The 21,859-nt window shown below is 62.9% G+C and carries 21 protein-coding genes; 15 read left to right on the top strand and 6 right to left on the bottom strand.

Annotated features, from left to right (window positions below; genetic code table 11):
- Positions 1–138: 138 nt before the first annotated feature.
- Both JV551A3_RS23620 and JV551A3_RS23615 read left to right on the top strand, forming a co-directional pair.
- Positions 139–1,014: a carboxylate/amino acid/amine transporter gene (locus JV551A3_RS23620; protein ID WP_133974580.1), complete on the top strand. Its 876-nt coding sequence runs from the start codon at positions 139–141 to the stop codon at positions 1,012–1,014.
- Between the two features lie 78 nt (positions 1,015–1,092).
- The gene (locus tag JV551A3_RS23615) at positions 1,093–2,469 is read left to right on the top strand and encodes a purine-cytosine permease family protein (protein WP_133974578.1); all 1,377 of its coding nucleotides are present in this window, start codon (positions 1,093–1,095) and stop codon (positions 2,467–2,469) included.
- Between the two features lie 50 nt (positions 2,470–2,519).
- Here JV551A3_RS23615 and JV551A3_RS23610 read toward each other — a convergent pair whose 3' ends face one another.
- Complete coding sequence (locus JV551A3_RS23610) at positions 2,520–3,821, bottom strand: mechanosensitive ion channel family protein (RefSeq protein WP_133974576.1); 1,302 nt, start codon at positions 3,819–3,821, stop codon at positions 2,520–2,522.
- A gap of 103 nt (positions 3,822–3,924) precedes the next feature.
- Between JV551A3_RS23610 and JV551A3_RS23605 the strand changes: the two genes are divergently transcribed.
- A complete protein-coding gene (locus tag JV551A3_RS23605; RefSeq protein WP_133974574.1) occupies positions 3,925–5,286 on the top strand; it encodes a DEAD/DEAH box helicase in 1,362 nt (453 codons plus the stop codon).
- A 125-nt stretch (positions 5,287–5,411) separates the two neighbouring features.
- Here the strand turns inward: JV551A3_RS23605 and JV551A3_RS23600 are convergent, their stop codons facing one another.
- On the bottom strand, positions 5,412–5,684 hold the full coding sequence (locus tag JV551A3_RS23600; RefSeq protein WP_133974572.1) for a hypothetical protein: 273 nt from the start codon (positions 5,682–5,684) through the stop codon (positions 5,412–5,414).
- Positions 5,685–5,840: 156 nt separating this feature from the next.
- On the opposite strand from JV551A3_RS23600, the gene JV551A3_RS23595 reads away from it, so the two are divergent.
- The 7 genes from JV551A3_RS23595 (at position 5,841) to JV551A3_RS23565 (ending at position 10,993) form a co-directional block, all read left to right on the top strand.
- On the top strand, positions 5,841–6,605 hold the full coding sequence (locus JV551A3_RS23595; RefSeq protein WP_085589137.1) for an SDR family NAD(P)-dependent oxidoreductase: 765 nt from the start codon (positions 5,841–5,843) through the stop codon (positions 6,603–6,605).
- Between the two features lie 97 nt (positions 6,606–6,702).
- Entirely contained in the window at positions 6,703–7,935 is a 1,233-nt protein-coding gene (gene eutH, locus JV551A3_RS23590; protein ID WP_133974570.1) for an ethanolamine utilization protein EutH, read from the top strand.
- A gap of 85 nt (positions 7,936–8,020) precedes the next feature.
- A complete protein-coding gene (locus JV551A3_RS23585) occupies positions 8,021–8,821 on the top strand; it encodes a helix-turn-helix transcriptional regulator (protein ID WP_133974568.1) in 801 nt (266 codons plus the stop codon).
- 155 nt (positions 8,822–8,976) lie between these two features.
- The gene (locus JV551A3_RS23580) at positions 8,977–9,255 is read left to right on the top strand and encodes a BrnT family toxin (protein ID WP_133974566.1); all 279 of its coding nucleotides are present in this window, start codon (positions 8,977–8,979) and stop codon (positions 9,253–9,255) included.
- Positions 9,233–9,487: a BrnA antitoxin family protein gene (locus tag JV551A3_RS23575; protein ID WP_046614667.1), complete on the top strand. Its 255-nt coding sequence runs from the start codon at positions 9,233–9,235 to the stop codon at positions 9,485–9,487. The genes JV551A3_RS23580 and JV551A3_RS23575 overlap by 23 nt, the downstream gene beginning before the upstream one ends.
- A 77-nt stretch (positions 9,488–9,564) precedes the next feature.
- Entirely contained in the window at positions 9,565–9,960 is a 396-nt protein-coding gene (locus JV551A3_RS23570; protein WP_013973698.1) for a hypothetical protein, read from the top strand.
- Between the two features lie 106 nt (positions 9,961–10,066).
- Positions 10,067–10,993 carry a DMT family transporter gene (locus JV551A3_RS23565; protein WP_112253194.1) on the top strand — a complete coding sequence of 309 codons (927 nt, stop codon included), beginning with the start codon at positions 10,067–10,069 and terminating at the stop codon, positions 10,991–10,993.
- Positions 10,994–11,120: 127 nt separating this feature from the next.
- Here the strand turns inward: JV551A3_RS23565 and JV551A3_RS23560 are convergent, their stop codons facing one another.
- Positions 11,121–12,293: an MFS transporter gene (locus JV551A3_RS23560; protein WP_133974564.1), complete on the bottom strand. Its 1,173-nt coding sequence runs from the start codon at positions 12,291–12,293 to the stop codon at positions 11,121–11,123.
- Positions 12,294–12,398: 105 nt separating this feature from the next.
- On the opposite strand from JV551A3_RS23560, the gene ptrR reads away from it, so the two are divergent.
- A complete protein-coding gene (gene ptrR, locus JV551A3_RS23555; protein WP_133974562.1) occupies positions 12,399–13,292 on the top strand; it encodes a putrescine utilization regulator PtrR in 894 nt (297 codons plus the stop codon).
- Between the two features lie 124 nt (positions 13,293–13,416).
- A complete protein-coding gene (locus JV551A3_RS31220) occupies positions 13,417–13,545 on the top strand; it encodes a PA1414 family protein (RefSeq protein ID WP_009683677.1) in 129 nt (42 codons plus the stop codon).
- Between the two features lie 187 nt (positions 13,546–13,732).
- On the opposite strand, the gene JV551A3_RS23545 is transcribed toward JV551A3_RS31220, so the two are convergent.
- Positions 13,733–15,112 (bottom strand): sodium:solute symporter family protein, encoded by a 1,380-nt coding sequence (locus JV551A3_RS23545; protein ID WP_133974560.1) that lies wholly within the window; start codon positions 15,110–15,112, stop codon positions 13,733–13,735.
- A gap of 277 nt (positions 15,113–15,389) precedes the next feature.
- Positions 15,390–16,340 carry an agmatinase gene (speB, locus tag JV551A3_RS23540; protein ID WP_133974558.1) on the bottom strand — a complete coding sequence of 317 codons (951 nt, stop codon included), beginning with the start codon at positions 16,338–16,340 and terminating at the stop codon, positions 15,390–15,392.
- A gap of 223 nt (positions 16,341–16,563) precedes the next feature.
- Here speB and JV551A3_RS23535 point away from each other — a divergent pair, with 223 nt between their 5' ends.
- The 3 genes from JV551A3_RS23535 (at position 16,564) to JV551A3_RS23525 (ending at position 20,123) form a co-directional block, all read left to right on the top strand.
- Positions 16,564–17,457 carry a LysR family transcriptional regulator gene (locus tag JV551A3_RS23535; protein ID WP_133974556.1) on the top strand — a complete coding sequence of 298 codons (894 nt, stop codon included), beginning with the start codon at positions 16,564–16,566 and terminating at the stop codon, positions 17,455–17,457.
- Between the two features lie 139 nt (positions 17,458–17,596).
- Complete coding sequence (locus JV551A3_RS23530) at positions 17,597–19,162, top strand: methyl-accepting chemotaxis protein (RefSeq protein ID WP_133974553.1); 1,566 nt, start codon at positions 17,597–17,599, stop codon at positions 19,160–19,162.
- Between the two features lie 361 nt (positions 19,163–19,523).
- The gene (locus JV551A3_RS23525; RefSeq protein WP_133974551.1) at positions 19,524–20,123 is read left to right on the top strand and encodes a tRNA-uridine aminocarboxypropyltransferase; all 600 of its coding nucleotides are present in this window, start codon (positions 19,524–19,526) and stop codon (positions 20,121–20,123) included.
- Between the two features lie 171 nt (positions 20,124–20,294).
- On the opposite strand, the gene JV551A3_RS23520 is transcribed toward JV551A3_RS23525, so the two are convergent.
- Positions 20,295–21,653: a TolC family outer membrane protein gene (locus tag JV551A3_RS23520; RefSeq protein WP_112253187.1), complete on the bottom strand. Its 1,359-nt coding sequence runs from the start codon at positions 21,651–21,653 to the stop codon at positions 20,295–20,297.
- Between the last annotated feature and the right edge of the window lie 206 nt (positions 21,654–21,859).

Raw genomic sequence — 21,859 nt, 5'->3', positions numbered from 1 at the left:
ACGGCACCTGAGGACTATGGTGTCCCTGTGGGAGCGGGTTTACCCGCGAAGAGGCCGGCACTGCCCTTACATTCCCCATGGTTGAACTGATTCACCGCAACCCGCTAAGGTCGCGGCCTTGATCCACGAGAGACAACCATGGGCTACCTGATAATCGTCGCGCTGATCCAGGCGTTCTCCTTCAGCCTGATCGGCGAATACCTGGCCGGGCACGTCGACAGCTATTTCGCCGTGCTCGCGCGCGTGGTGCTGGCGGGCCTGGTGTTCCTGCCGCTGACTCGCTGGCGCCAGGTCGAGCCGCGCTTCATGCGCTCGATGCTGCTGATCGGTGCGTTGCAGTACGGCATCACCTACGTCTGCCTGTACCTGAGCTTCCGCGTGCTCACCGTGCCGGAGGTGCTGCTGTTCACCATTCTCACGCCGCTGCACGTGACGCTGATCGAAGACGCCATGAACCGGCGCTTCAACCCGTGGGCACTGCTGGCGGCGCTGGTGGCGGTGGCCGGTGCTGCGGTGATCCGCTTCGACACCATCAGCGGCGAGTTCTTCATCGGCTTCCTGCTGCTGCAACTGGCCAACTTCACCTACGCCGCCGGCCAGGTGCTGTACCGCCACCTGGTTGCACGCCACCCCAGCGACCTGCCGCACTACAAGCGCTTTGGCTACTTCTACCTGGGCGCGTTGATCGTGGTGTTGCCGGCCTTCCTGCTGTTTGGCAACGCCCAGTACCTGCCGACCACCGATGTGCAGTGGCTGGTGCTGCTGTTCCTGGGCCTGTGCCCGACGGCGCTGGGCCTTTACTGGTGGAACAAGGGCGCCTGCCTGGTTTCCGGCGCTACTCTGGCGGTGATGAACAACCTGCATGTACCGGTGGGGCTGCTGCTGAACCTGCTGATCTGGAACCAGCACGAGCCATTGGGCCGGCTGCTCCTCGGCGGGGCGGTGATCCTGGCGTCGGTGTGGATGAGCCGCCTGGGTGGCCTGACGTTATCGGGCAAGGCATGGCGCAGCTAGCTATGACACGTTCGTTACTGGGCCCGAAATCCGTCGTTGGCTACCCGATAATCAAAAAAATAAAAATCGGAGTCCGGCGTGAAGCTAGAAACGCGAAGTATCGAATTTGTCCCACACGCTGAGCGTTATGGTACGCCCAAACGATTGTTCACCATCTGGTTCAGCTCCAATTTCCAGATAACCGCCCTGATGGTCGGCACCTTGGGCGTGGCGTCCGGGCTAAGCCTGGGCTGGACCTTGTTGGCCCTGTTGGTCGGCAACCTGATCGGCACCGTGTTCATGGCCGCGCACTCTGCCCAAGGGCCGCACCTGGGCGTGCCACAGATGATCCAGAGCCGGGCGCAGTTCGGTGTCCATGGGGCGGCGCTGCCTTTGCTGGTGATGGTCACGGCAGCAGTCCTGTTCCTCGCCGCCAGCGGCGTGCTGATGCGCAATGCGCTGCAGGCGCTGGTGCCCATGAGCGATGACCAGGCGATCGTGGTGGTCGGCTTGCTGACCTTTGTCATCGGCTTTGTCGGCTACGAGCTGATCCACCGCCTGGGCGCGTGGATGAGCCTGTTGTCCACACTGGTTTTTGCCGGTGCCCTGGTGCTGATCCTGCTGCACCCCGGCGACATGGCAACCACAACGGCGGTGAGTACCGGCTTTTCGTTCACCGCGTTCAATCTGATTGTTGCCCAGTCGGCCTCGTGGACGCTGGGGTATGGCCCGTATGTGGCCGACTACTCGCGCTATCTCCCGGCCAACGTCAATCCACGCGCCACGTTCTGGGCCACTTATTGCGGTTGTGCGCTGGGCTCCTTCGCAATGATGGCACTGGGCGCGTTGGTGGCGGTGGAATTGCCCTCGGCACTGGGGCATGACCCGGCCACAGCCATTGCCGCGTTGTTCGGTCCGTGGGCGCCGTTGGCGCTGGCCGTGATCGCGTTGGGGGTGATCCAGTACAACGTCCTGTGCCTGTACAGCGCCTACATGTCGTCGGTCACGATCTTTGGCGCCTTCAAGACCATCCGGCGGGTGACCGCGACGGCCAAGGCCTTGGTTATGGCTGGGCTGACCGCAGCGGCAACGCTGATCGCCATCGCCACCCAGTACAATTTCGATACGTTCTTTGCCGACATCCTGATCGGCCAGCTGTACCTGTTGATCCCCTGGAGCGCGATCAACCTGGTGGATTATTACTGGGTATGCCGAGGCCACTATGATGTGGGGGCGCTGTATGACGCCAAGGGGCGTTATGGCTGCTTCAATCGTCGAAGCCTGGCGGTGTACGCCGTGTCGATCATCGGTACCATCCCGTTCATGAAGCTGTCGTTCTACACGGGCTTCGTGGCCGAGTGGCTGGGGGCGGATATCAGTTGGGCGATGGGGTTGATCCTGGCGGGCGCGCTGTATTGCATGGTCCATGGGCGCGAGAGCAACCGGCTTTCGACAACCATGAATGCGCACACCTGACTCGGCCCTGACACGGAAAGGGGCCGCTTTGCGGCCCATCGCCGGCAATCTCAAGCCTCGCTCATGTCTTCCAGCCGACGCGGCACAGGCTCTTGCGATACACGCCCGCTCAACCCCACCCGCATGTCATTGCCACTCGGCTGCTGATACAAGCTCAGCCCAAACTCCGGCAACACCGCCAGCAGATAATCGAAGATATCCCCCTGAATCCGCTCGTAATCCGCCCACACCGTGGTGGTGGTAAAGCAGTAGATCTCCAGCGGTACACCCTCGGCGGTGGTCTGCATCTGCCGCACCATGCAGGTCATGTTCGGGTGCACGTTGGGGTGGTTTTTCAGGTAGGCCAGGGCGAACGCGCGGAAGGTGCCGATGTTGGTCAGCTTGCGGCGGTTGGCCGACAGCTCGGCCACTGGCCCCAGCGCTTCGTTCCAACGCTGTAGCTCCTGGCGCTTGCCGGCCAGGTAGTCGGCCAGCAGGTGCACCTGGCTCAGGCGCTGTTCTTCCTCGCGCGTCAGGAATCGCACGCCGGCCGCGTCGATGAACAGGCTGCGCTTGATGCGCCGGCCACCGGACTGCTGCATGCCGCGGTAGTTGCGGAACGACTCGCTCATCAGGCGCCAGGTGGGGATGGAGACGATGGTCTTGTCGAAGTTCTGCACCTTCACCGTGTGCAGGGTGATGTCCACCACATCGCCATCGGCGCCCACCTGGGGCATTTCGATCCAGTCGCCCACGTGCAGCATGTCGTTGCTGGTCAGCTGCACACTGGCGACGAACGACAGCAGGGTGTCCTTGTACACCAACAGCAGCACCGCCGACATGGCACCCAGGCCCGACAGCAGCAACAATGGCGAGCGGTCGATCAGGGTGGCGACGATGACGATGGAGGCGAAGATCCACAGCATCATCTTGGCCAGCTGCACGTAGCCCTTGATCGAGCGGGTGCGGGCGTGTTCGGTGCGGGCATAGATGTCGAGCAGGGCATCCAGCAGGCACGACAGCGCCATGGTCATGAACAGCAGGGTAAAGGCCAGGGCGACATTGCCGAGGAAGTGCTGGGCGGTGTCGGATAGCTCGGGCACCAGTTTCAGGCCGAACTGCAGCACCAGTGACGGCGTGGTCTGCGCCAAGCGGTGGAACACCTTGTTGTTGCGCAGGTCGTCCAGCCACTTCAGTGCTGGCTGGCGGGCCAGGAGGCGGGCGCCATGCAGCACCAGGAAGCGTGCCAGGCGGCCGATGACCAGAGAAACAAGCAGCAGCACCGCCAGGCCGATGGCCGCGTGCAACATCGGATGTTGGTCAAGGGTGCCCCACAGGTCGAGGGAGTCACGCCAGATTCGTTGAATATCCATGGGCTTGCTTACAGTCTTGTTGCCAAACGAAGCGCCATTAGAGCGCGGATGGCGACAAAGTTGCCAAAAGAAATTCGGCTAAGGCGGCAGAAAACGTTACCCTATGCAACTGAATTTCCCGCACTTGCCTGAGGTTACCTCCGTGTTCTCCCAATTCGCCCTGCACGAACGCCTGCTTAAAGCCGTGGCCGAGCTTAACTTTGTCGAGCCTACCCCGGTGCAGGCTGCGGCCATCCCCCTGGCCCTGCAAGGGCGTGACCTGCGCGTGACCGCGCAGACCGGCAGCGGCAAGACCGCGGCCTTCGTGCTGCCGCTGCTGAACCGCCTGGTCGACCTGCGCGAACGCCGCGTTGAAATCCGCGCGCTGATCCTGCTGCCGACCCGTGAGCTGGCCCAGCAGACCCTCAAGCAGGTGCAGCTGTTCTCGCAGTTCACCTACATCAAGTCGGGCCTGGTCACCGGTGGTGAAGACTTCAAGGAACAGGCCGCCATGCTGCGCAAGGTGCCGGATGTGCTGATCGGCACCCCAGGCCGCCTGCTTGAGCAGCTCAATGCCGGCAACCTCGACCTGTCCCACGTACAGGTGCTGATCCTCGACGAAGCCGACCGCATGCTCGACATGGGCTTTGCCGAAGACATGGAGCGCCTGTGCAAGGAGTGCGAGAACCGCCAGCAGACCTTGCTGTTCTCCGCCACCACTGGTGGTGCGGCCCTGCGCGACATGATCGGCAAGGTGCTGAAAGACCCTGAGCACCTGATGCTCAACAGCGTTTCGCAGCTGGCAGAAGGCACCCGCCAACAGATCATCACCGCCGACCACGACCAGCACAAAGAGCAGATCGTGCAGTGGCTGCTGGCCAACGAAACCTTCGACAAGGCGATCATTTTCACCAACACCCGCGCCCTGGCCGACCGCATCTACGGCCACCTGGTGGCCAAGGACGTGAAGGCCTTCGTGCTGCACGGCGAGAAGGACCAGAAGGACCGCAAGCTGGCCCTGGAGCGCTTCAAGCAGGGCAGCTCCAAGGTGCTGGTGGCTACCGACGTCGCGGCCCGTGGCCTGGACATCGACGGCCTCGACCTGGTGATCAACTTCGACATGCCACGCAGCGGTGACGAGTACGTGCACCGCGTGGGCCGTACCGGCCGTGCCGGTGGCGAAGGCCTGGCGATCTCGCTGATCACCCACAACGACTGGAACCTGATGTCGAGCATCGAGCGCTACCTCAAGCAGCAGTTCGAGCGCCGGGTGATCAAGGAAGTGAAGGGCACCTACAACGGGCCGAAGAAGGTCAAGGCCTCGGGCAAGGCGGCTGGCAGCAAGAAGAAAAAAGTCGAGAAGAAGACCGGTGACAAGAAGGCAGCCGCAAAGCGCAAGCCAACTGCCAAGCCAAAGGCCAACGCACCGCTGGCCAGCGCTGACGGCCTGGCGCCGCTGAAGAAGCGCAAGCCTGCGGCTGAGTAACCTTCAGTAGCGCTGTTGGTTTCTTCGCGGGCACGCCCGCTCCCACAGGATAATCACAGATATCGAAGGCTGTGTTATCCCTGTGGGAGCGGGCGTGCCCGCGAAGGGGCCAGCACAGGCGACCACTATTCAGCCTTGTTCTCCGCCTCTTTCAACTCCTTGATCCGCTTGTCGATCAACTGACACTTGTCGGGCAAGTCCTTGCTCGCCGTCCCCAGCTCCATTCCTTGAAGCTCGTCATTGATCTCCTTGGCCTTCTGCGGGTTCTGCTCGGTCAACCGGGTGACCAACCCGGCCAGCTCTTCGCGTTTCTGCGTCGCTTCTTCCGGTGTGCAGGCCCAGGCGGGCAGGGCGCAGAACAGGGCAGTGGCACAGGCAATGGGCAGTAGCAGTTTCATCCTTCCTACCTCCGGCGGTGATGATGCCCGGTGGAGGCATGCGCCTGGCCGTTAGTTCAGCAACTTCGACCGGTGGCTATACCCCTGGGTATATTTACCGCGCTCATCCTCGGCTCTAGTTTGAAGCCACAAAAATGACAACCGAGGAGCACACCCATGGATCGATTGAAAGGCAAGGTGGCACTGATTACCGGCGGCGCAGGCGGTTGTGGCCTGGCCGCGTCGGAACTGTTCGCCGCCGAGGGCGCCAAGGTGGTGATCCTCGACTTGCCGACCAGCCAGGGCGAAGCCGTGGCGGCGCGCATCAACGCGGACGGCGGCCAGGCGCTGTTCGTCGCCGCCGATGTGTCGCAGGCCGACCAGGTGCACCGCGCCGTAACCCAGGCCCAGGCGCACTTCGGCCCGATCACCGTGCTGATGAACCACGCCGGGATCATCGCTGCCGGCCCGTTCCTCGAAACCAGCGAAGCGGAATGGGACCGGCTGATGAGCGTCAACGTGAAAAGCATGTTTCTGGTCACCAAGGCGGTGTTGCCTGGCATGCTCGCCGCCGGCGGCGGCAGTGTGATCTGCACCTCGTCGATCTCGGCGGTGGTCGGCACGCCAATGGAGGTGCTGTATTGCACCACCAAGGGCGCCTGCCACATGTTCGCCCGCGCCCTGGCCGTGGAGTACCGCGACCAGAACATCCGCAGCAACGCCATTTGCCCAGGCTTCATCGGCACCGCCCATGGCCGCCGCGAGCTCGACCTGCTGCGCGGTTTTGGCGTGGACGCTTCCGACGAAGCAATCAAGACCATGCAGGGGCGCCTGTGCGACCCGGCCGAAGTGGCCAACGCCGCGTTGTTCCTGGCCAGTGACGAGTCGAGCTTCGTCAGCGGCTCGCACCTGTTCGTCGACAACGCCTACACCGCCATGTAATGCCCGGCCGGCAGTACCTGCCGGCACCAACAAGAACAACACGCAGCACCCTTCAATTCTGCCCACAAAGCCAATTCCAACAAGACAGAGGCAGCAGATGGAAAACATAGGCACTTACGTCATCTACGTGATCATGGTGTGCGCCGTGATCGGCGCGATCGCATCGATCGTCAATGCGGAATCCGAGCTGGCCAAGGAGTTCACCGCCGGCCTGCACAGCATTGGCCCGATCTTCATCCCGGTGGCCGGGATCATGGCCGCCATCCCGTTCATTTCCAGTTTCATCAGCCACTTCATCGGCCCGCTGTTCCTGGCCATGGGCGCCGATGCCGGCATTGCCGGGCCGATCTTCATCGCCTCGGACCTGGGCGGTTACCAGCTGGCCCAGGCGCTGTCGCATAGTCCCGAAGGCTGGATCCTCGGCCTTATCACTGGCTTCCAGTGCGGTTCGACGGTGATCTTTGTCATCCCGGTGGGCCTGGCAATGCTCAACAAGGCCGACCACAAGTACATGGCGCTGGGCATCATGGCCGGGCTGCTGAGCATCCCGATCAGCATCGTGTTGATCGCCATGGGCATGCAGGCCATGGGCCTGGGCGTGCGCCCGGACATCGCCACGGCGGGCGCTGCGACCCAGGCGCTGCACTTCACCCTGCCCACCCTGCTGCGCAACCTTTCGCCGCTGATCCTGTTCTGCGTGGCACTGGCGGCGGCGCTGCGCTACTTCCCCAACCTCATGGTCAGCCTGTTCCTCAAGCTGGGGCAGTTGATGTACGCCGCCGTGACGCTGGTGCTGGTGGCGTCGATCGTCGAGTACTTCACCGGTGCGTTCACTTCGCTGTTCGGTGGCTGGGGCTTCGCCCCGATCATCGCCGACAAGGACGACCAATTCCGGGCGCTGGAGATTGCCGGCTACGTGGGCATCATGCTGTGCGGTGCGTTCCCGATGGTTTACCTGATCAAGCGTTTCCTGTCGCAGCCGATCGAAAAGGTGGCGTCGGAACTCGGCCTGTCGACGGTGGGCGCGGCCGGCATCCTCGCGGCCTCGGCCAACATCCTGGCGATGTTCCGCCTGGTGGCCGACATGCCGCCGAAAGACAAGGTGCTGGTGATTGCCTTTGCCGTATGCGCCGCCTTCACCTTTGGTGATCACCTGGCCTACTCGGCCAACTTCCAGCCCACGCTAATCGGGCCGCTGATCATTGGCAAACTCGCCGGTGGCCTGCTGGGCATGCTGCTGGCCTACTGGCTGGCGGTGCCCAAGGCACTGGAGCTGGGCCGCCAGGAGGAAGAGGCCGGCCTGCTGCCCGCCAGTGCACCGTTGCACTGACAGGGCCAGGCATCGTTCAATGCCGTTCAGGCTTGCACAGCCGGGCGGCATTTGCGCCTTCTCCCACACCGCACGGGCCTCCGCAATGAACAGCGACAACGCCGACCGCCTGGGTGCGGTCATTCGCAGCATCGGCAGCGATGCACTGGGCCCGGCCCTCGACACCGCGCTCAAGGGCGTGGTCGATTTCGACATGAGCTGCGCCTACCTGTTTCGCTTCAACCAACCCGCGCTGCTGATTCATGACGGCTACAACCAGCGAGTCGCCGAACGTACGCTGAAAGCCTACCTGCGCGGCGGCTATCTGCTCGACCCGTTCTACGTCGCCTGTACCAACAACCACCCGGGTGGCCTGTGGCGGATGCGCGAACTCGCCCCGGACAGCTTCTTCGCCTCGGGCTTTTCCATCTCCCACGACATCCACCCCTGCGTCTCGTCGCACCACGGCAGCCTGATCGAAGAGATCGGTTTCATCGTGCCGGTAAGGCTACGGACCGCCCTGGTGTATTCGTTGATGCGTGGCCTGGACAAGGGCGCGTTCGAGGCCGAGGAAGCGCAGCGACTGGCAGCGTTGACGCCGGTCATCGATGCCATTTTCAGCCAGCACCTGCGCCTGGCACATGCCGATGACCTGGCCGACCCGCAGGAGTCCGACAGCCAGTTGGAAGATGCTTTCGTCGATATCCTCCAGGGCCAGCTGACCGAAACCCAGCGGCATGTGGCCAAGCTGATCCTGCAAGGGCACAGCAGCCAGTCGATCTCACGCGAGCTGGGCATCTCGGAGGGCACAGTGAAAGTACACCGGCACAACATCTGGCAGCGGCTGGGGATTGCCGGGAATGCGGAGCTGTTTCGATTGTTCATCAACTATCTGGTCAAGCAGTAACCGAGCCTTGCTAGCCGGTTGGCCAGGCCACTTCCCTCCAGGTTGTAATCCCTTTCCCAAAACCTCCTGAAGCTATTGAAGAGTGGGCGATCGCCCCCTAGCCTTGGCATGGATCAGGAGGTATCGTATGTACAGATGTAATTACGGAGCGTCCCATGTTCTTTGAATGGGACGATGCCAAGAACCAGATAAACATCCGCAAGCACGGCATCGATTTCAGCGATGTTCCAGATATGTTCAATCACCCGATGTTGAATCGCCGTGATGACAATACGGACCATGATGAGGAGCGCTGGGTCTGCCTGGGCTGGCTGAAGTGTCTGATAGGCGTGGTCGTGTACACGGAAAGGCAGGGTGATGTCATTCGCATCATTTCTGCACGCAAAGCCACCAGATGGGAGGCCAAACATTATGACCAAAGCATCGAAAACTGACTGGAGTCGCCTGGCTCGACAGGACGACCAGGCTATTGATACCTCGGATATTCCTGAGCTGGATGAAAATTTCTTCCGAGAGGCCGAGCTGCGAGTTCCAGCCAAGCAGACGGTGACCATTCGCCTCGATTCCGATGTCCTCGCCTGGTTCAAAGAGCAGGGTAGTGGCTACCAGACCCGGATCAACCAGTTGCTGCGCCAGTACATGCAAGCGCAACAACGCCAGCGCTAAGATATTTCGGAACGCCGGGCAACCTCGATAGGTCCCAACCTGTGTACCCCTTCCGTCCACAGCAGGAGCCCGTAGCCATGAGCATCGCCTACGATTGGGACCTGATCGAGCGTTTGCTGCACGAGGTGCAGAACGGCGCCGGTCACAGCTTCACGCCACGCCCCTATGCCGAGCAGCACGCTGCGGCACTGGCTGCCAAGGGGGAGCCGGTGGGCGACCTGGACCACTTGAAAACCCGTGCCTGCGAGTACGAAAGGCTGTTGTTCGAGCGTGGTTTCATCGAAACCCGGCCCGAAGAGGACGGCGGCAACGGCGAGAACTTCGTGCTGACCGAGCGTGGTTCGCGGCTGATGAGCCTGATCGACAGCAGCATCCCGGGCTTCGAGCACCCGCGCCAGGTGCTGGACGAGCAGGAGGATGCGCTGGACGAAACCACATTCGAGCAGGTGTCGGCGAAGGCACAGATCGCCTGAGGTCGTTTTGAGGGTGGCAAGGGCGGCCATGGAAACCCGATAATCGGTAGTTCATGAACACTACCGAGACCTCGCCCATGCCAATGACCACCGTCGAGGCCCGCCTATGAGCGCGGTCCGCAAGAACCCTGATGCCTTTGCCTTCCAGGTGATGCTGGGGCTATGCCTGATCTGGGGTTGCCAGCAGGTTTTGATCAAGACTGCCGCCATCGATATCGCGCCGGTGATGCAGGCGGCGTTGCGCAACGGCATCGCCGCCGTGCTGGTGGGCCTGATGCTGTGCTGGCGCGGAGGTTGGAACCAGGTCGGCAGCACTTGGCGTGCCGGGGTGGTGGCGGGCGGGCTGTTCGGCCTGGAGTTCCTGTTCATTGCAGAGGGGCTGAAGCTGACCTCGGCGGCGCACATGTCGGTGTTCCTCTATACCGCGCCGGTGTTTACCGCGTTGGGCCTGCATTTCAGGTTGCCCAGCGAACGCCTGCGGCTGCTGCAATGGCTGGGGATCCTGCTGGCGTTCGGCGGCATTGCCATGGCATTTGCCGGCGGTATGTCGTTCGAGCACATGGATGGCCGCACGCTGTTGGGCGATGCCTTTGGCGTGATCGCCGGGCTGGCCTGGGGGGCGACTACAGTGGTGGTGCGCTGCTCGCGGCTGTCGGAGGCGCCGGCGACCTTGACCCTGTTCTATCAGCTGGCGGTGGGCTTTGCCGGGTTGCTGCTGATTGCCTTGCTCAGCGGGCAGATCGGCGCGGTGGCGCTGACGCCGCTGGCGATGGGCAGTGTGCTGTTCCAGGGGATTGTGGTGTCGTTCATCAGCTACCTGACCTGGTTCTGGTTGCTGCGCAAATACCTGGCATCGAACCTTGCGGTGTTTTCGTTCATCACCCCGCTGTTCGGGGTAACCTTTGGCGTGTTGCTGCTGGATGAGCCGCTGAGCCTGAACTTTGTGGTTGGCGCGTTGATGGTGCTGCTGGGGGTGGTACTGGTGAGTGCCGAGCCTTGGGTGAAGCAGCAATTGCGTAAGTTTGTGGGGTAAGGGCTGGCCTGTACCGGCCTCTTCGCGGGCTCGCCCGCTCCCACAGGTACTGCACAGGTCTTGAAGATTGTGCGGCCCCTGTGGGAGCGGGCGAGCCCGCGAAGAGGCCAGTACAGGCAACCACAACTCAGGATGCAGCCTTGGCTTGACAGGCGCTGCCTTGCTGTACCGAGCTGGCAAACAAGACCAACCCCCCAGCCACCACCAACCCTCCCGCCGCCACCATCAGCGCCGGCTGCAGCCCGCCGCTGTAATGGCTGCTGACCGCCGCCAACAATGGCCCGCTCAATTGCCCCAGGGCAAAGCAGGCCGTCAGCAGCCCGGCATTGCGCTGGGTGGCATGCGGCGCCAGCTCCCGCGAACGTTGCATCACCAGCTGCATGCAGGCCAGGAACGGCCCGCCACACAGCACCACGCCCAACGCCAGCCCGACACCCCCGCCCATCAGGCAGGCCAGTACACCCAGCCCCTGCAGCCACAGGGTGGCGGTGAGCCAGATCGAGGTACGGCCGCCGCGGCGCAGGCTGACCAGCAGCACTCCCAGCGCCGCCGCCAGGCCGAACGCAGGCCAGAACAGGTCGGCAAGCCACTGCCCACGAAAATGCTGGTTGGCCATCTGCGACAGGAAGGTGGCCGGCAAGATGTAGCCCACGCCATATAGCGCATACACCAGCCCTAGGCGGCCGATGCCGACACTGCCCGTCGGGCCTTGGCGTGCAGCTGACGGCACCGGCGCCGCTTGCAGCGCCCCGGGCAGCCAAGGCCGGACCGCCAGCAGCATCACCAGCGCGGCCACGGCATAGATCAGCCACAGTGCTGCCGAGCCCAACCCCCACAGGTGCGCCACCAGTGCCAGCAAACCGGTCAAGGCAATACCCAGACCAGGCCCTGCGAACACCAAGGCACCCAGGCGCTGTCGGTTATTGGCATTGGCTACCTGCTGGCTGAGACTGGTGATCATCACCAACACCCAGGCGCTGGCCACGCCTGTGCCGAAGCGCAGCAGCAGGTGGCTCCAGAATCCGTCGGCGGCCCATGAGACCAGGGTCAGCAGCACGCACAGCCACAGCCCGCCGTGCAGGCGCAGGCGCACCTGGCCCGGCGAGCGGGCGAACATGGCATCGACTGCGCCGATGAAGTAACCCAGGTAGTTGGCCGCTGCGACCAGCCCGGCGACCGTCAGGTCGAGCTGGCCTTCGGCGATCAGTTGCGGCAGCTGCGGAGTCAGGGCGAAACGCCCGATGCCCATGGCCATCATCAGCGCCACGGCGCTGGCCAGCAGTTGAATGAGTGGCGACATGACAAGTCTCCTGCAAGGGGTAAGCGATGGTTGGCAGGTTAGGGCGGTTTCTTTTTCAATAAAATTGAATAATGATGATCAAGTTGTTCTGTTTTGGAGAATGCCGTGGAGTTCAGCCAACTGCGTATCTTCCAGGCCGTTGCCGAGGAAGGTTCGGTCACCCGTGCCGCAGAGCGCCTGCATCGGGTACCGTCGAACCTGTCGACGCGCTTGCGCCAGCTCGAGGAACAGCTGGGTGTCGAGCTGTTCCTGCGCGAGCGCCAGCGTCTGCAGCTGTCGCCGGCGGGCAAGGTGCTGCTGGACTATGCCAACCGCATGTCTGCCTTGCGCGACGAGGCACTGGCCGCCGTGCGCGGTGGCCAGCCGGCCGGGGACTTCGTGTTGGGGACCATGTACAGCACGGCGGCGACCCATTTGCCGAGGTTGCTGGCGCGCTATCACCAGGCCTATCCGGCGGTTAACCTGCAGGTGCGTGCGGCGCCCAGTGGCGAGCTGCTGGAAGGCCTGCTCAACCACACTTTGGACGCGGCCCTGGTGGACGGGCCGCCGGGCCTGGCCGGGCTGGATGGTGTGCCGCTGTGCGATGAGCAACTCGTGCTGATTACCAGCCCCGAGCACCCGGCGGTGCACACTGCCAAGGACGTGGCGGGCAAGGCGGTGTTCACTTTCCGCCAGGGCTGCTCGTACCGCATGCGCCTGGAGGCCTGGTATGCCCATGCCCATACGCCCATGGGCCGGGTGATGGAGATCGAGTCGTACCAGAGCATGCTGGCCTGCGTGATCGCCGGCGCGGGCGTGGCAATGATGGCCAGGTCGATGCTCGACAGCCTGCCCGGGCGCGATCAGGTAAGGGTCCATCCGTTGCAGGCGCCATTCGATCAGGCGGTCACCTGGTTGATGTGGCGCCAGGGCATGCGTGGGGCGAATTTGCAGGCCTGGATCGACCTGCAACAAAGCGAAACGATTAACCAGTCGTCGGAATGCGCCGGTACGGCTTGATCCGTATCAAAATGGCCCTTATCTGTAGCTGTAGAGGCATGCGTAATACAGGACATAGGGCTATGATCTGTATGAAACATCGCAGGATTGAATTGCCGTGAGGCTGACCCGTCAAGGGGGCATTATGAATAAACCACTGTCCAACTGGCTCCACGACCTGGCTGTCGCCTTGGGGCTGATTCCACCACCCTTGCAGCCGGTGCCGATCCCGACTGATGAAGAGCAGCGCAAACGCCAACCGCGTCGTCGCTGATACAGACAAAGGCCGCTGCACCTGGGTGGGTGCAGCGGCCTTTTTGTGCCTGATGAAAATCTGTTGCCTGTACCGGCCTCTTCGCGGGTAAACCCGCTCCCACAGGTCTCCCACAGCACTCGGCCTGTGATATTCCTGTGGGAGCGGGTTTACCCGCGAAAGGGCCAGTACAGGCAGCCCGGATCTATCAGGCCAGCTTCACCGCCGCCGCCGGCTTGCGCGACATCAGGCTGACCACCACAAAACTCACCAGGCCAACCGCCAGGCTGTAGTAGATCGGCGTATTGGCCTCCAGCCCATCCTTGAACATGAACAGCAGCGCGGTCGCGAAGCCCAGCGACATGCTGGCGATAGCCCCGGCAGTGGTAGCGCGCTTCCAGAAAATCGCGCCGATCAGCGGGATCAGCATGCCGCCGACCAGCAGGTTGTAGGCCAGGGTCAGGGCATTGATTACATCGTTCACCACCAGGGCGATGCCCAGCACCACAAGGCCGGTGAGCAGGGTGAACAGGCGGCTGACGCCCAGGCTCGACGCCTTGCCGCCACGCAGCTTGGGCAGCAGGTCTTCGGTCAGGGTGGTCGACGCAGCCAGCAGGCCGGCGCTGGCGGTGGACATCATGGCGGCCAGCGCCGCTGCCATCAGCAGGCCACGGATGCCATCGGGCAGGGTGGTCTTGATCATCTCGGCAAAGGCATTGTTCGGGTTGGCCAGGTCGGGCATCAGCACATGCGCGGCCATGCCGATCGCGGCGCAGGCCAGGCCGTACAGTACGCAGTACACACCGGCGGTGGTGCCGGCGCGCTGGCAGACCTTCTCGTCACGGGCAGTGAACACTCGCTGCCAGATGTCCTGGCCGATGAGGATGCCGAAGAAGTAGATCAGGAAGTAGGTGATGATGGTGTCCCAGCCAATGGTGGTCAGCTGGAAGCTGGCCGCCGGCAGCTTGGCCACCAGGGTGTCCCAGCCACCGGCCTTGTACAGGCACACTGGCAGCAGGATGAACATCAGGCCGACGGTCTTGATCACGAACTGGACGATGTCGGTCAGGGTCAGCGACCACATGCCGCCAATGGTCGAGTACAGCACCACCACACCACCGCCCAGCATCAGCGAGGCCCAGAACGGCAGGTCGAGCAGCACCTGCAATACAGTGGCCATGGCCAGGGTCGAGGTGACACCGATCATCAGCGCGTAGGCCAGCATGATCACGGCGCTGGCCTGGCGTGCGGCCGGGTTGTAGCGCTGCTCAAGCACCTGGGTCACGGTGAAGATGCGCAGGCGCAGCAAGGGTTTGGCGAGGAACAGGTTGAGGGCGATGATGCCCAGGCCCAGGGCTGCGCACAGCCAGAAGCCTGAGATGCCGTGGACGTAGCCCAGGCGTACGGTGCCGACGGTAGAAGCGCCACCGAGTACGGTGGTGGCCATGGTGCCCATGTACAGGACCGGGCCGAGGTTGCGCCCGGCCACCAGGTAGTCCTCATGGGTTTTCGCGCGCCGCATGCCATACCAGCCAAGCCCGAGCATGCCGGCGGTATAGATCATTACAACAATGATGTCCAAGGCCATTGGGGGTCTCCCGATTATCTTTATTATGGCGAGATTGACCACGCGGGCGGGTTCACGGCGCCCGGCGGTCTTGTCGTGTTGTTGGCGGGCCTCAATGGCCCTCCCATATGGCTCCTGCCGGGGTGTAGCGAGTACTGCGGGCGCTTTCTGTAGGAGCGGCCTTGTGTCGCGATCGGGCCGCAGAGCGGCCCCGGCAGCCTATGCGACACCGCCACAGTCCGGGGGCCGCCTTGCGGCCCGGTCGCGACACAAGGCCGCTCCTACAAAGGGCCGTCGTTTACCGGCGGACAACGCCCGGTAGCACGCAGAGCATCTCGAACAGCAGGTTGGCACCGAGCAGCGAGGTGTTGCCGGTGGTGTCGTAAGGCGGGGAGACTTCGACAAGGTCACAGCCGATCAGGTCCAGGCCGTGGCAGCCGCGAATGATCTCCATCGCCTGGATGGTGGTCAAGCCACCGATTTCCGGGGTGCCGGTACCAGGCGCCCAGGCCGGGTCGATGCCGTCGATGTCGAACGACAGGTACACCGGACCACCGCCGACCTTTTCGCGCACTTCGGCCATCAACGGTTCCAGCGACTTGTGCCAGCACTCTTCGGCCTGGACCACACGGAAGCCCTGGCGGCGGCTCCAGTTGAAGTCATCGGCGGTGTAGCCCTGGGCGCGCAGGCCAATCTGCACCACGCGGTCGCAATCGAGCAGGCCTTCTTCCACGGCGCGGCGGAAGGTGGTGCCGTGTGCGATTTTCTCGCCGAACATGTGGTCGTTGACGTCGGCATGGGCATCGATGTGCACCAGGCCGATCTTGCCGTGCTTCTTGTGCAGCGCGCGCAGGATGGGCAGGGTGATGGTGTGGTCGCCACCCAGGGTCAGCGGGATGATGTTGTGTTCGAGGACCTCGTCATACGCTTCTTCGATGATGCGCACGGCGTCCAGCAGGTTGAAGGTGTTGATCGCCACGTCACCGATGTCGGCCACCGACAGCGAGTCGAACGGTGCGGCCCCGGTGGCCATGTTGTACGGGCGGATCATCACCGATTCGGCGCGGATCTGGCGCGGGCCGAAGCGGGTGCCGGAGCGCAGCGAGGTACCGATATCCAGTGGCACGCCGATGAAGGCGGCGTCCAGGCCTTGGGCACTTTGCAGGTGGGGGAGACGGAGCATGGTGGCGATGCCGCCGAAACGCGGCATTTCGTTGCCGCCCAGTGGTTGGTGGAGGATCTTGTCCACGGTGGGCCTCATCAGTCGGTCGATTGTTCTGTTTGTTCGAACCTGTGCCGCCGCGCGCCTTTCAGGTTTGGTCTTGCTGGCGGGCAGGGACATTTCGGCCAAGTCTGCTGAAGGTAGTGCCGGGGAAAAATCGCTACCGGCAAATACTTAGTTCAGGAATTTCTGAACTAAAGGCGCAGAGCGGTTAGACTGCGCGCAAATACCCTTGCGGAACCGTTGCATCATGGCCTCGACCTTGCCCGACCTGAAACTGCTGCGCATCTTTGTCAGCGTGGTGCGCCACCAGGGCTTTGCCAATGCCCAGCGCGAACTGAACCTGTCGACCTCGGCCATCAGCACCTACATGAGCCAGCTCGAAGGCGCCCTGGGGATCGTGCTGTGCCACCGCGGCCGTGGCGGGTTCAGCCTGACCAGCAAGGGCGAGCTGTTCCACCAGGAAACCCTGCGCCTGCTGGCCGAGCTGGACGGTTTCGAACAGTATGCCGCCGCCCTCAAGGGCGAGTTGCGCGGCACCCTCAACCTGGGGGTGATCGACTCCACGGTCGGTGACCGGGCCTTGCCGCTGGCCGAGGCCATCGGCGCCTACAGCCAGGAACACCCGGCCGTGCACTTGCACCTGTCGGTGTCCAGCCCTTACGAGCTGCAACTGGGCGTGCAGGACAACCGCCTGGACCTGGCCATCGGGGCGTTTTCCTCGCGCATGAGCGGGCTGCTCTACCAGCCGCTGTATCGTGAGCAGCACTGGCTGTATTGCAGCAACCGCCACCCGTTGTATGCCGAGCGGCGCATCCCCGAGCAAGTGGTGACCCAGCAGCGCATGGTCGGGCGTGGCTACTGGAGCCAGGCCGAGCTGGCCCGGCATGGCTTCAAGCACAGCGCGGCAACCGTGGAGAGCATGGAGGCGCAGTTGATCCTGATCCTGTCCGGGGCCTACATCGGCTACCTGCCCGAGCACTATGCCCAGGCCTGGGTCGACAAGGGCGACTTGCGCGTGCTGTCGCCGTCGACCTTCGGCTACCAGGCACCGTTTTCGCTGATCATTCGCCGCGGGCGCAGTCGCGAGCCATTGATCCAGACCTTCCGCGACCTGCTCAAAAGCCAGCTCATCGTGGGCTGAAGTCCGGCACATGCTGTATTTCGTCGGTGCTCGTTAAATAGTTGGCGCCGCTGACCGACAACATAATGGCGCCCTGCTATATATCAAATCAGCGTGTGCTGCTGACTACCTCCCTTTAATCCTGCAAGGATTGCCCAAGATGCGCATGAATTTGCCCGTCACTGAGCACGAAAGAACCTTTCCCAACGACCAACGCCTGATTTCCACCACTGACCTCAACAGCCGCATCACCTACTGCAACGACGCTTTCGTGGAGATCAGCGGGTTCACCTACGACGAACTGGTCGGCCAACCCCACAACCTGGTGCGCCACCCGGACATGCCGCCGGCCGTGTTCGGCCACATGTGGGAAACCATCAAACAAGGCAAACCTTGGATGGGCGTGGTCAAGAACCGAGCGAAGAACGGCGATTACTACTGGGTCAGCGCCTATGTCACGGCCATCTACGAGCAGGGCCGCATCAGTGGCTACGAGTCGGTGCGCTCAGTGCCCAGCCGTGAGCAGATCCGCCGTGCCGAGGCGCTGTACGCGCGCTTGCGGACCGGCCGCGCACCGGTGCCGTGGGTGGCCCGCCTGGGGCATGGCCTGGGCCACGGTTGGCCATTGATCGGTGCTGGCCTGGTGTCGGCAGCGGGCTACCTGTGGCTAGCGCCTTACGCGGCGCTCGGGGTGTTGATGGCCAGCCTGCTGGTGGCCTGGTATCTGGTCGAGCACCGGCAGAACCAGGCCGTCCGCCGCACGCTGGCCGAACATCCCAAAGCCTTCACCAGCCCGCTGGTGGCGCTGACCTACAGCGATAACCCGGGCCTGCAAGGCCAACTCGACCTGGCCATCATCAGTGAGGAAGCGCGCCTGCAAACGGCGTTGACCCGCCTGGTGGATGCAGGGGTCGGGGTGAAGTCGCGGGCGGCGCAGTCGTCCGACTTGTCCGATGCCCAGGCACAGATGCTCGACCGTCAGCGCAACGAGACCGACCAATCCGCCGCCGCCATCGCGCAGATGGCGGCGACCATCCAGCAGGTTACCCATAACGTGCAGAGCACGGCGCATGCAGCGGGTGATGCCGACCAGCTGGCGCAGCAGGGCAGCGAGCTGGCCATGCAGAGCTTGCAAGCCATGGGCAGCATGAGCAATGCGGTCAACGATATCGGCCAGGCCGTCAATGCGCTTGCCGAGCAGACTCAGTCGATCGGCAGCGTGGTCGACGTGATTACCTCGATCGCAGAGCAGACCAACCTGCTGGCGCTCAACGCGGCCATCGAGGCGGCCCGTGCCGGCGAACAGGGGCGCGGGTTTGCCGTGGTGGCGGACGAAGTGCGATCACTGGCCCAGCGCACCCGTGCTTCGACCGAAGAGATCCACCAGATCATTGCTTCGTTGCGCGCCGGGGCAGAGCGTGCGGTGAGCACCGCCAGCCGCGGCGAGCAGATCTCGCGGGACAGTGTGCACAGTGTCGAGGCGGTGCAGGCAGCGTTGAGCGGGATTGCCCAGGCGGTCAGCCGTATCACCGGCATGAGCCAGCAGATGGCGACGGCATCGGAGCAGCAGAGCCATGTGGCCGAGGACATCAACCAGCAGATCGTGCGGATAGCCCACCTGTGCGACCAAAGTGCCGGGCAGGCCAGGCAAGGCGCCGAAATCAGCCAGGACCTGGAGCGCATGGCGGAATACCTGCATAGCCTGGCGGAGCGGTTCAACCGCTGAAATCGCAGGGGCTGCTTTGCAGCCCTTTCGCCGGCAAGCCAGCTCCCACAGGTACAGCACAAGGCTCAGGCCTATGGTGGTCCTTTGGGAGCAACTGGCTTGGATATCTCTTCAAGCCAGCACTGTCCCTTGTAGGAGCGGCCTTGTGTCGCGATGGGCCGCGCAGCGGCCCCGACAATATTTGCTGCGAAGCTGAAAACCTGGGGCCGCTTCGCGCCCCATCGCGACACAAGGCCGCTCCTACAGGTATTTGCACATGGCTTGGGGTCAATGCGGTCGAAGTGGGAGCTGGCTTGCCGGCGAAAGGCCCGCAAAGCGGGCCCCGGTTCTGTGGCAAACTGTTCCCGCCAAGGAGAACCCCATGCCCAGACTCCGCTGCGAGCGCTGCCAGCGCCCGCTCGACCATTGCCTATGCTCACTGATCCCCGCACTCGAAAGCCGCACCCGCGTCATCCTGCTGCAGCATCCCAGTGAAATATCCCATGCCCTGAATACCGCCCGCCTGGCCGCTCTTGGCCTGAACAACGCCGAGTTGCGGGTAGGCGAGGTATTCGATGACCTGAGCGAATTGCTGGCGACCCCGGGTTACCGGCCGGCCCTGCTGTTCCCGGGCGATGACGCCCAGGAATTGCTGGCCTATGGCGAGACGGACGACAAACCCTTGCTGTTGATCGTGCCCGACGGCACCTGGCGCAAGGCGCGCAAGCTGCTGTACCTGAACCCGTTGCTGGAAGCATTGCCGCGGGTGACGCTGGGGGCTGTCGCACCTTCACGCTACCGGTTGCGCAAGGCGCCGCAGGCGGGGGCGTTATCGACTATCGAGGCCGTGGTGGGGGCGTTGAACGCGTTGGAGCAGCCTGCCTGTTTCGATGCGCTGCTGGCACCGTTCGAGGCGTTGATCGAGGGGCAGATAAGGGCCATGGGTGTAGAGACGTTTCAGCGCAATCATGGTGAGGGGTGAGGTGGCAGTGATGGCCCTATCGCCGGCAAGCCAGCTCCCACAGGTGCAGCGGCAGGGCCCAAGTTTGTGTTTCTACAGCTGGAACACAAAGGGTGAAGCTTGAGCTGTACCTGTGGGAGCTGGCTTGCCGGCGATAGGGCCGCAAAGCGGCCCCGGCTATCTCGAACCCGATCAACGCATATCGGGCAAACGCGCCTCGGTGCGTACTTCGGTTGAAGCCAGCGCTTCCGGCGGCAGCGAAATACGTTGCTTGCTAAGCAGCTCGCCCATGGTCGCCAGTACGCGATAGCGCGAGAACTCCTCGGTGTAACGCACTTCGGTGTAGCGGCGGTCGGCGTTGTACAGCTCGTTCTCACTGTCCAGCACGTCCAGCAGGGTGCGTTGGCCCAGGCCGAACTGGTCCTGGTAGGCCGCGCGCACGCGCTTGGTGGTCTCGGCGTATTCACGCGCAGTCGGCAGCTGCTTGCTGGCGTTGTTCATGGCGTTCCACGCCAGGCTCAGGTTCTCGGTCAGCTCACGCAGGGCGTTGTTGCGAATGTCCAGGGCCTGGTTGACCTTGTGTGCGTCGGAGTTCAGGCGGGCCTTGTCGCTGCCGCCGCGGAACAGGTTGTAGTTCATCTCGACGCCAGCTTGCCAGTCGTTATTGTTGTGACCCTTCTCGCCGCCGGTGTTGTTGTTGGCACCTGTGGCCAGGATGGCATCGAAGCGAGGATAGAAGGTCGACTTGGCCACTTCGTACTGTTTCTCGGCGGCATTCACGTCAGCCTGGGCCGACTTGATATAAGGGTTGTTCTGGCGCATGCCTTCACGCGCCTGTTCGAGATCGGCCGGCATTTCCACCTTGATCGATTGTGGGCTTTCCAGCTCGTCCGGCATACGGCCGACGACGCTGAAGAAGTTGGCCTCGGCATCGGCCAGGTCGACTTCGGCGGTGTCCAGGTTGTTTTCAGCCAGGGCGCGACGTGCGCGGGACTGGTCGAGGTCGGCGGTGCTGCCGACGCCGCGCTCGTTGCGCAGGCCGATCTGGTCGTTGACCCGCAGGTGGGCTTGCAGGTTGTTCCTGGCCAGGGTCACCAGCTCGCGGCGCTTGAGCACTTCCAGGTAAACCTCGACTGCACGCAGCGCGACATCCTGGGCAACAGCCTGGGTGTAGTAGGCGCGGGAGGTGGAGACCGCTTCGGTGCGGCCCACTTCATTCGAGGTGTTGAAGCCGTCGAAGATCATCTGCCGCAGGCGCAGCTCGGACTGGGTGTAGTTGAGGGTTTCCTTGTTGTGGTTGCCCTCGGCACGAGTCGTAGTGTTGTCCGAACGCTGGCGACCATAGCCGGCGACCAGATCCACGGTAGGGTAGTAGCCACCACGCGCAAACTTCACATCTTCATCAGCCGACAGCTTGCTGTTGCGATTGGAGCTGACCTGCGGGTGGTAATCCACGGCGCTCTGGACAGCCTCGGTGATCGACATCGCCTGTACGTTGGCACTCGCCAGGGCCAACAGTAATGCACTGGTGATGGGGTTCAAGACGCGCATGGTACATCTCCCTGATCCTGGAATTGATCCTGCCGCTCGCCAAAAAAATGACGATAAAGAAATTACACATAGTGTTGCAGGTTTTTAATAAGACAGCTAAGTACATTCATCGCGATAGATAAGAAGATTTATTCATATCATATTGACATTTAATAGTTAAACTGTCTAACAGGCTTACGAAAGAACAAGATTCGGGCAGCGAAAAA

The organism is Pseudomonas inefficax (genome assembly GCF_900277125.1).
Lineage (GTDB): Bacteria > Pseudomonadota > Gammaproteobacteria > Pseudomonadales > Pseudomonadaceae > Aquipseudomonas > Aquipseudomonas inefficax.
This window is presented reverse-complemented; position numbering and strand designations above follow the sequence as displayed.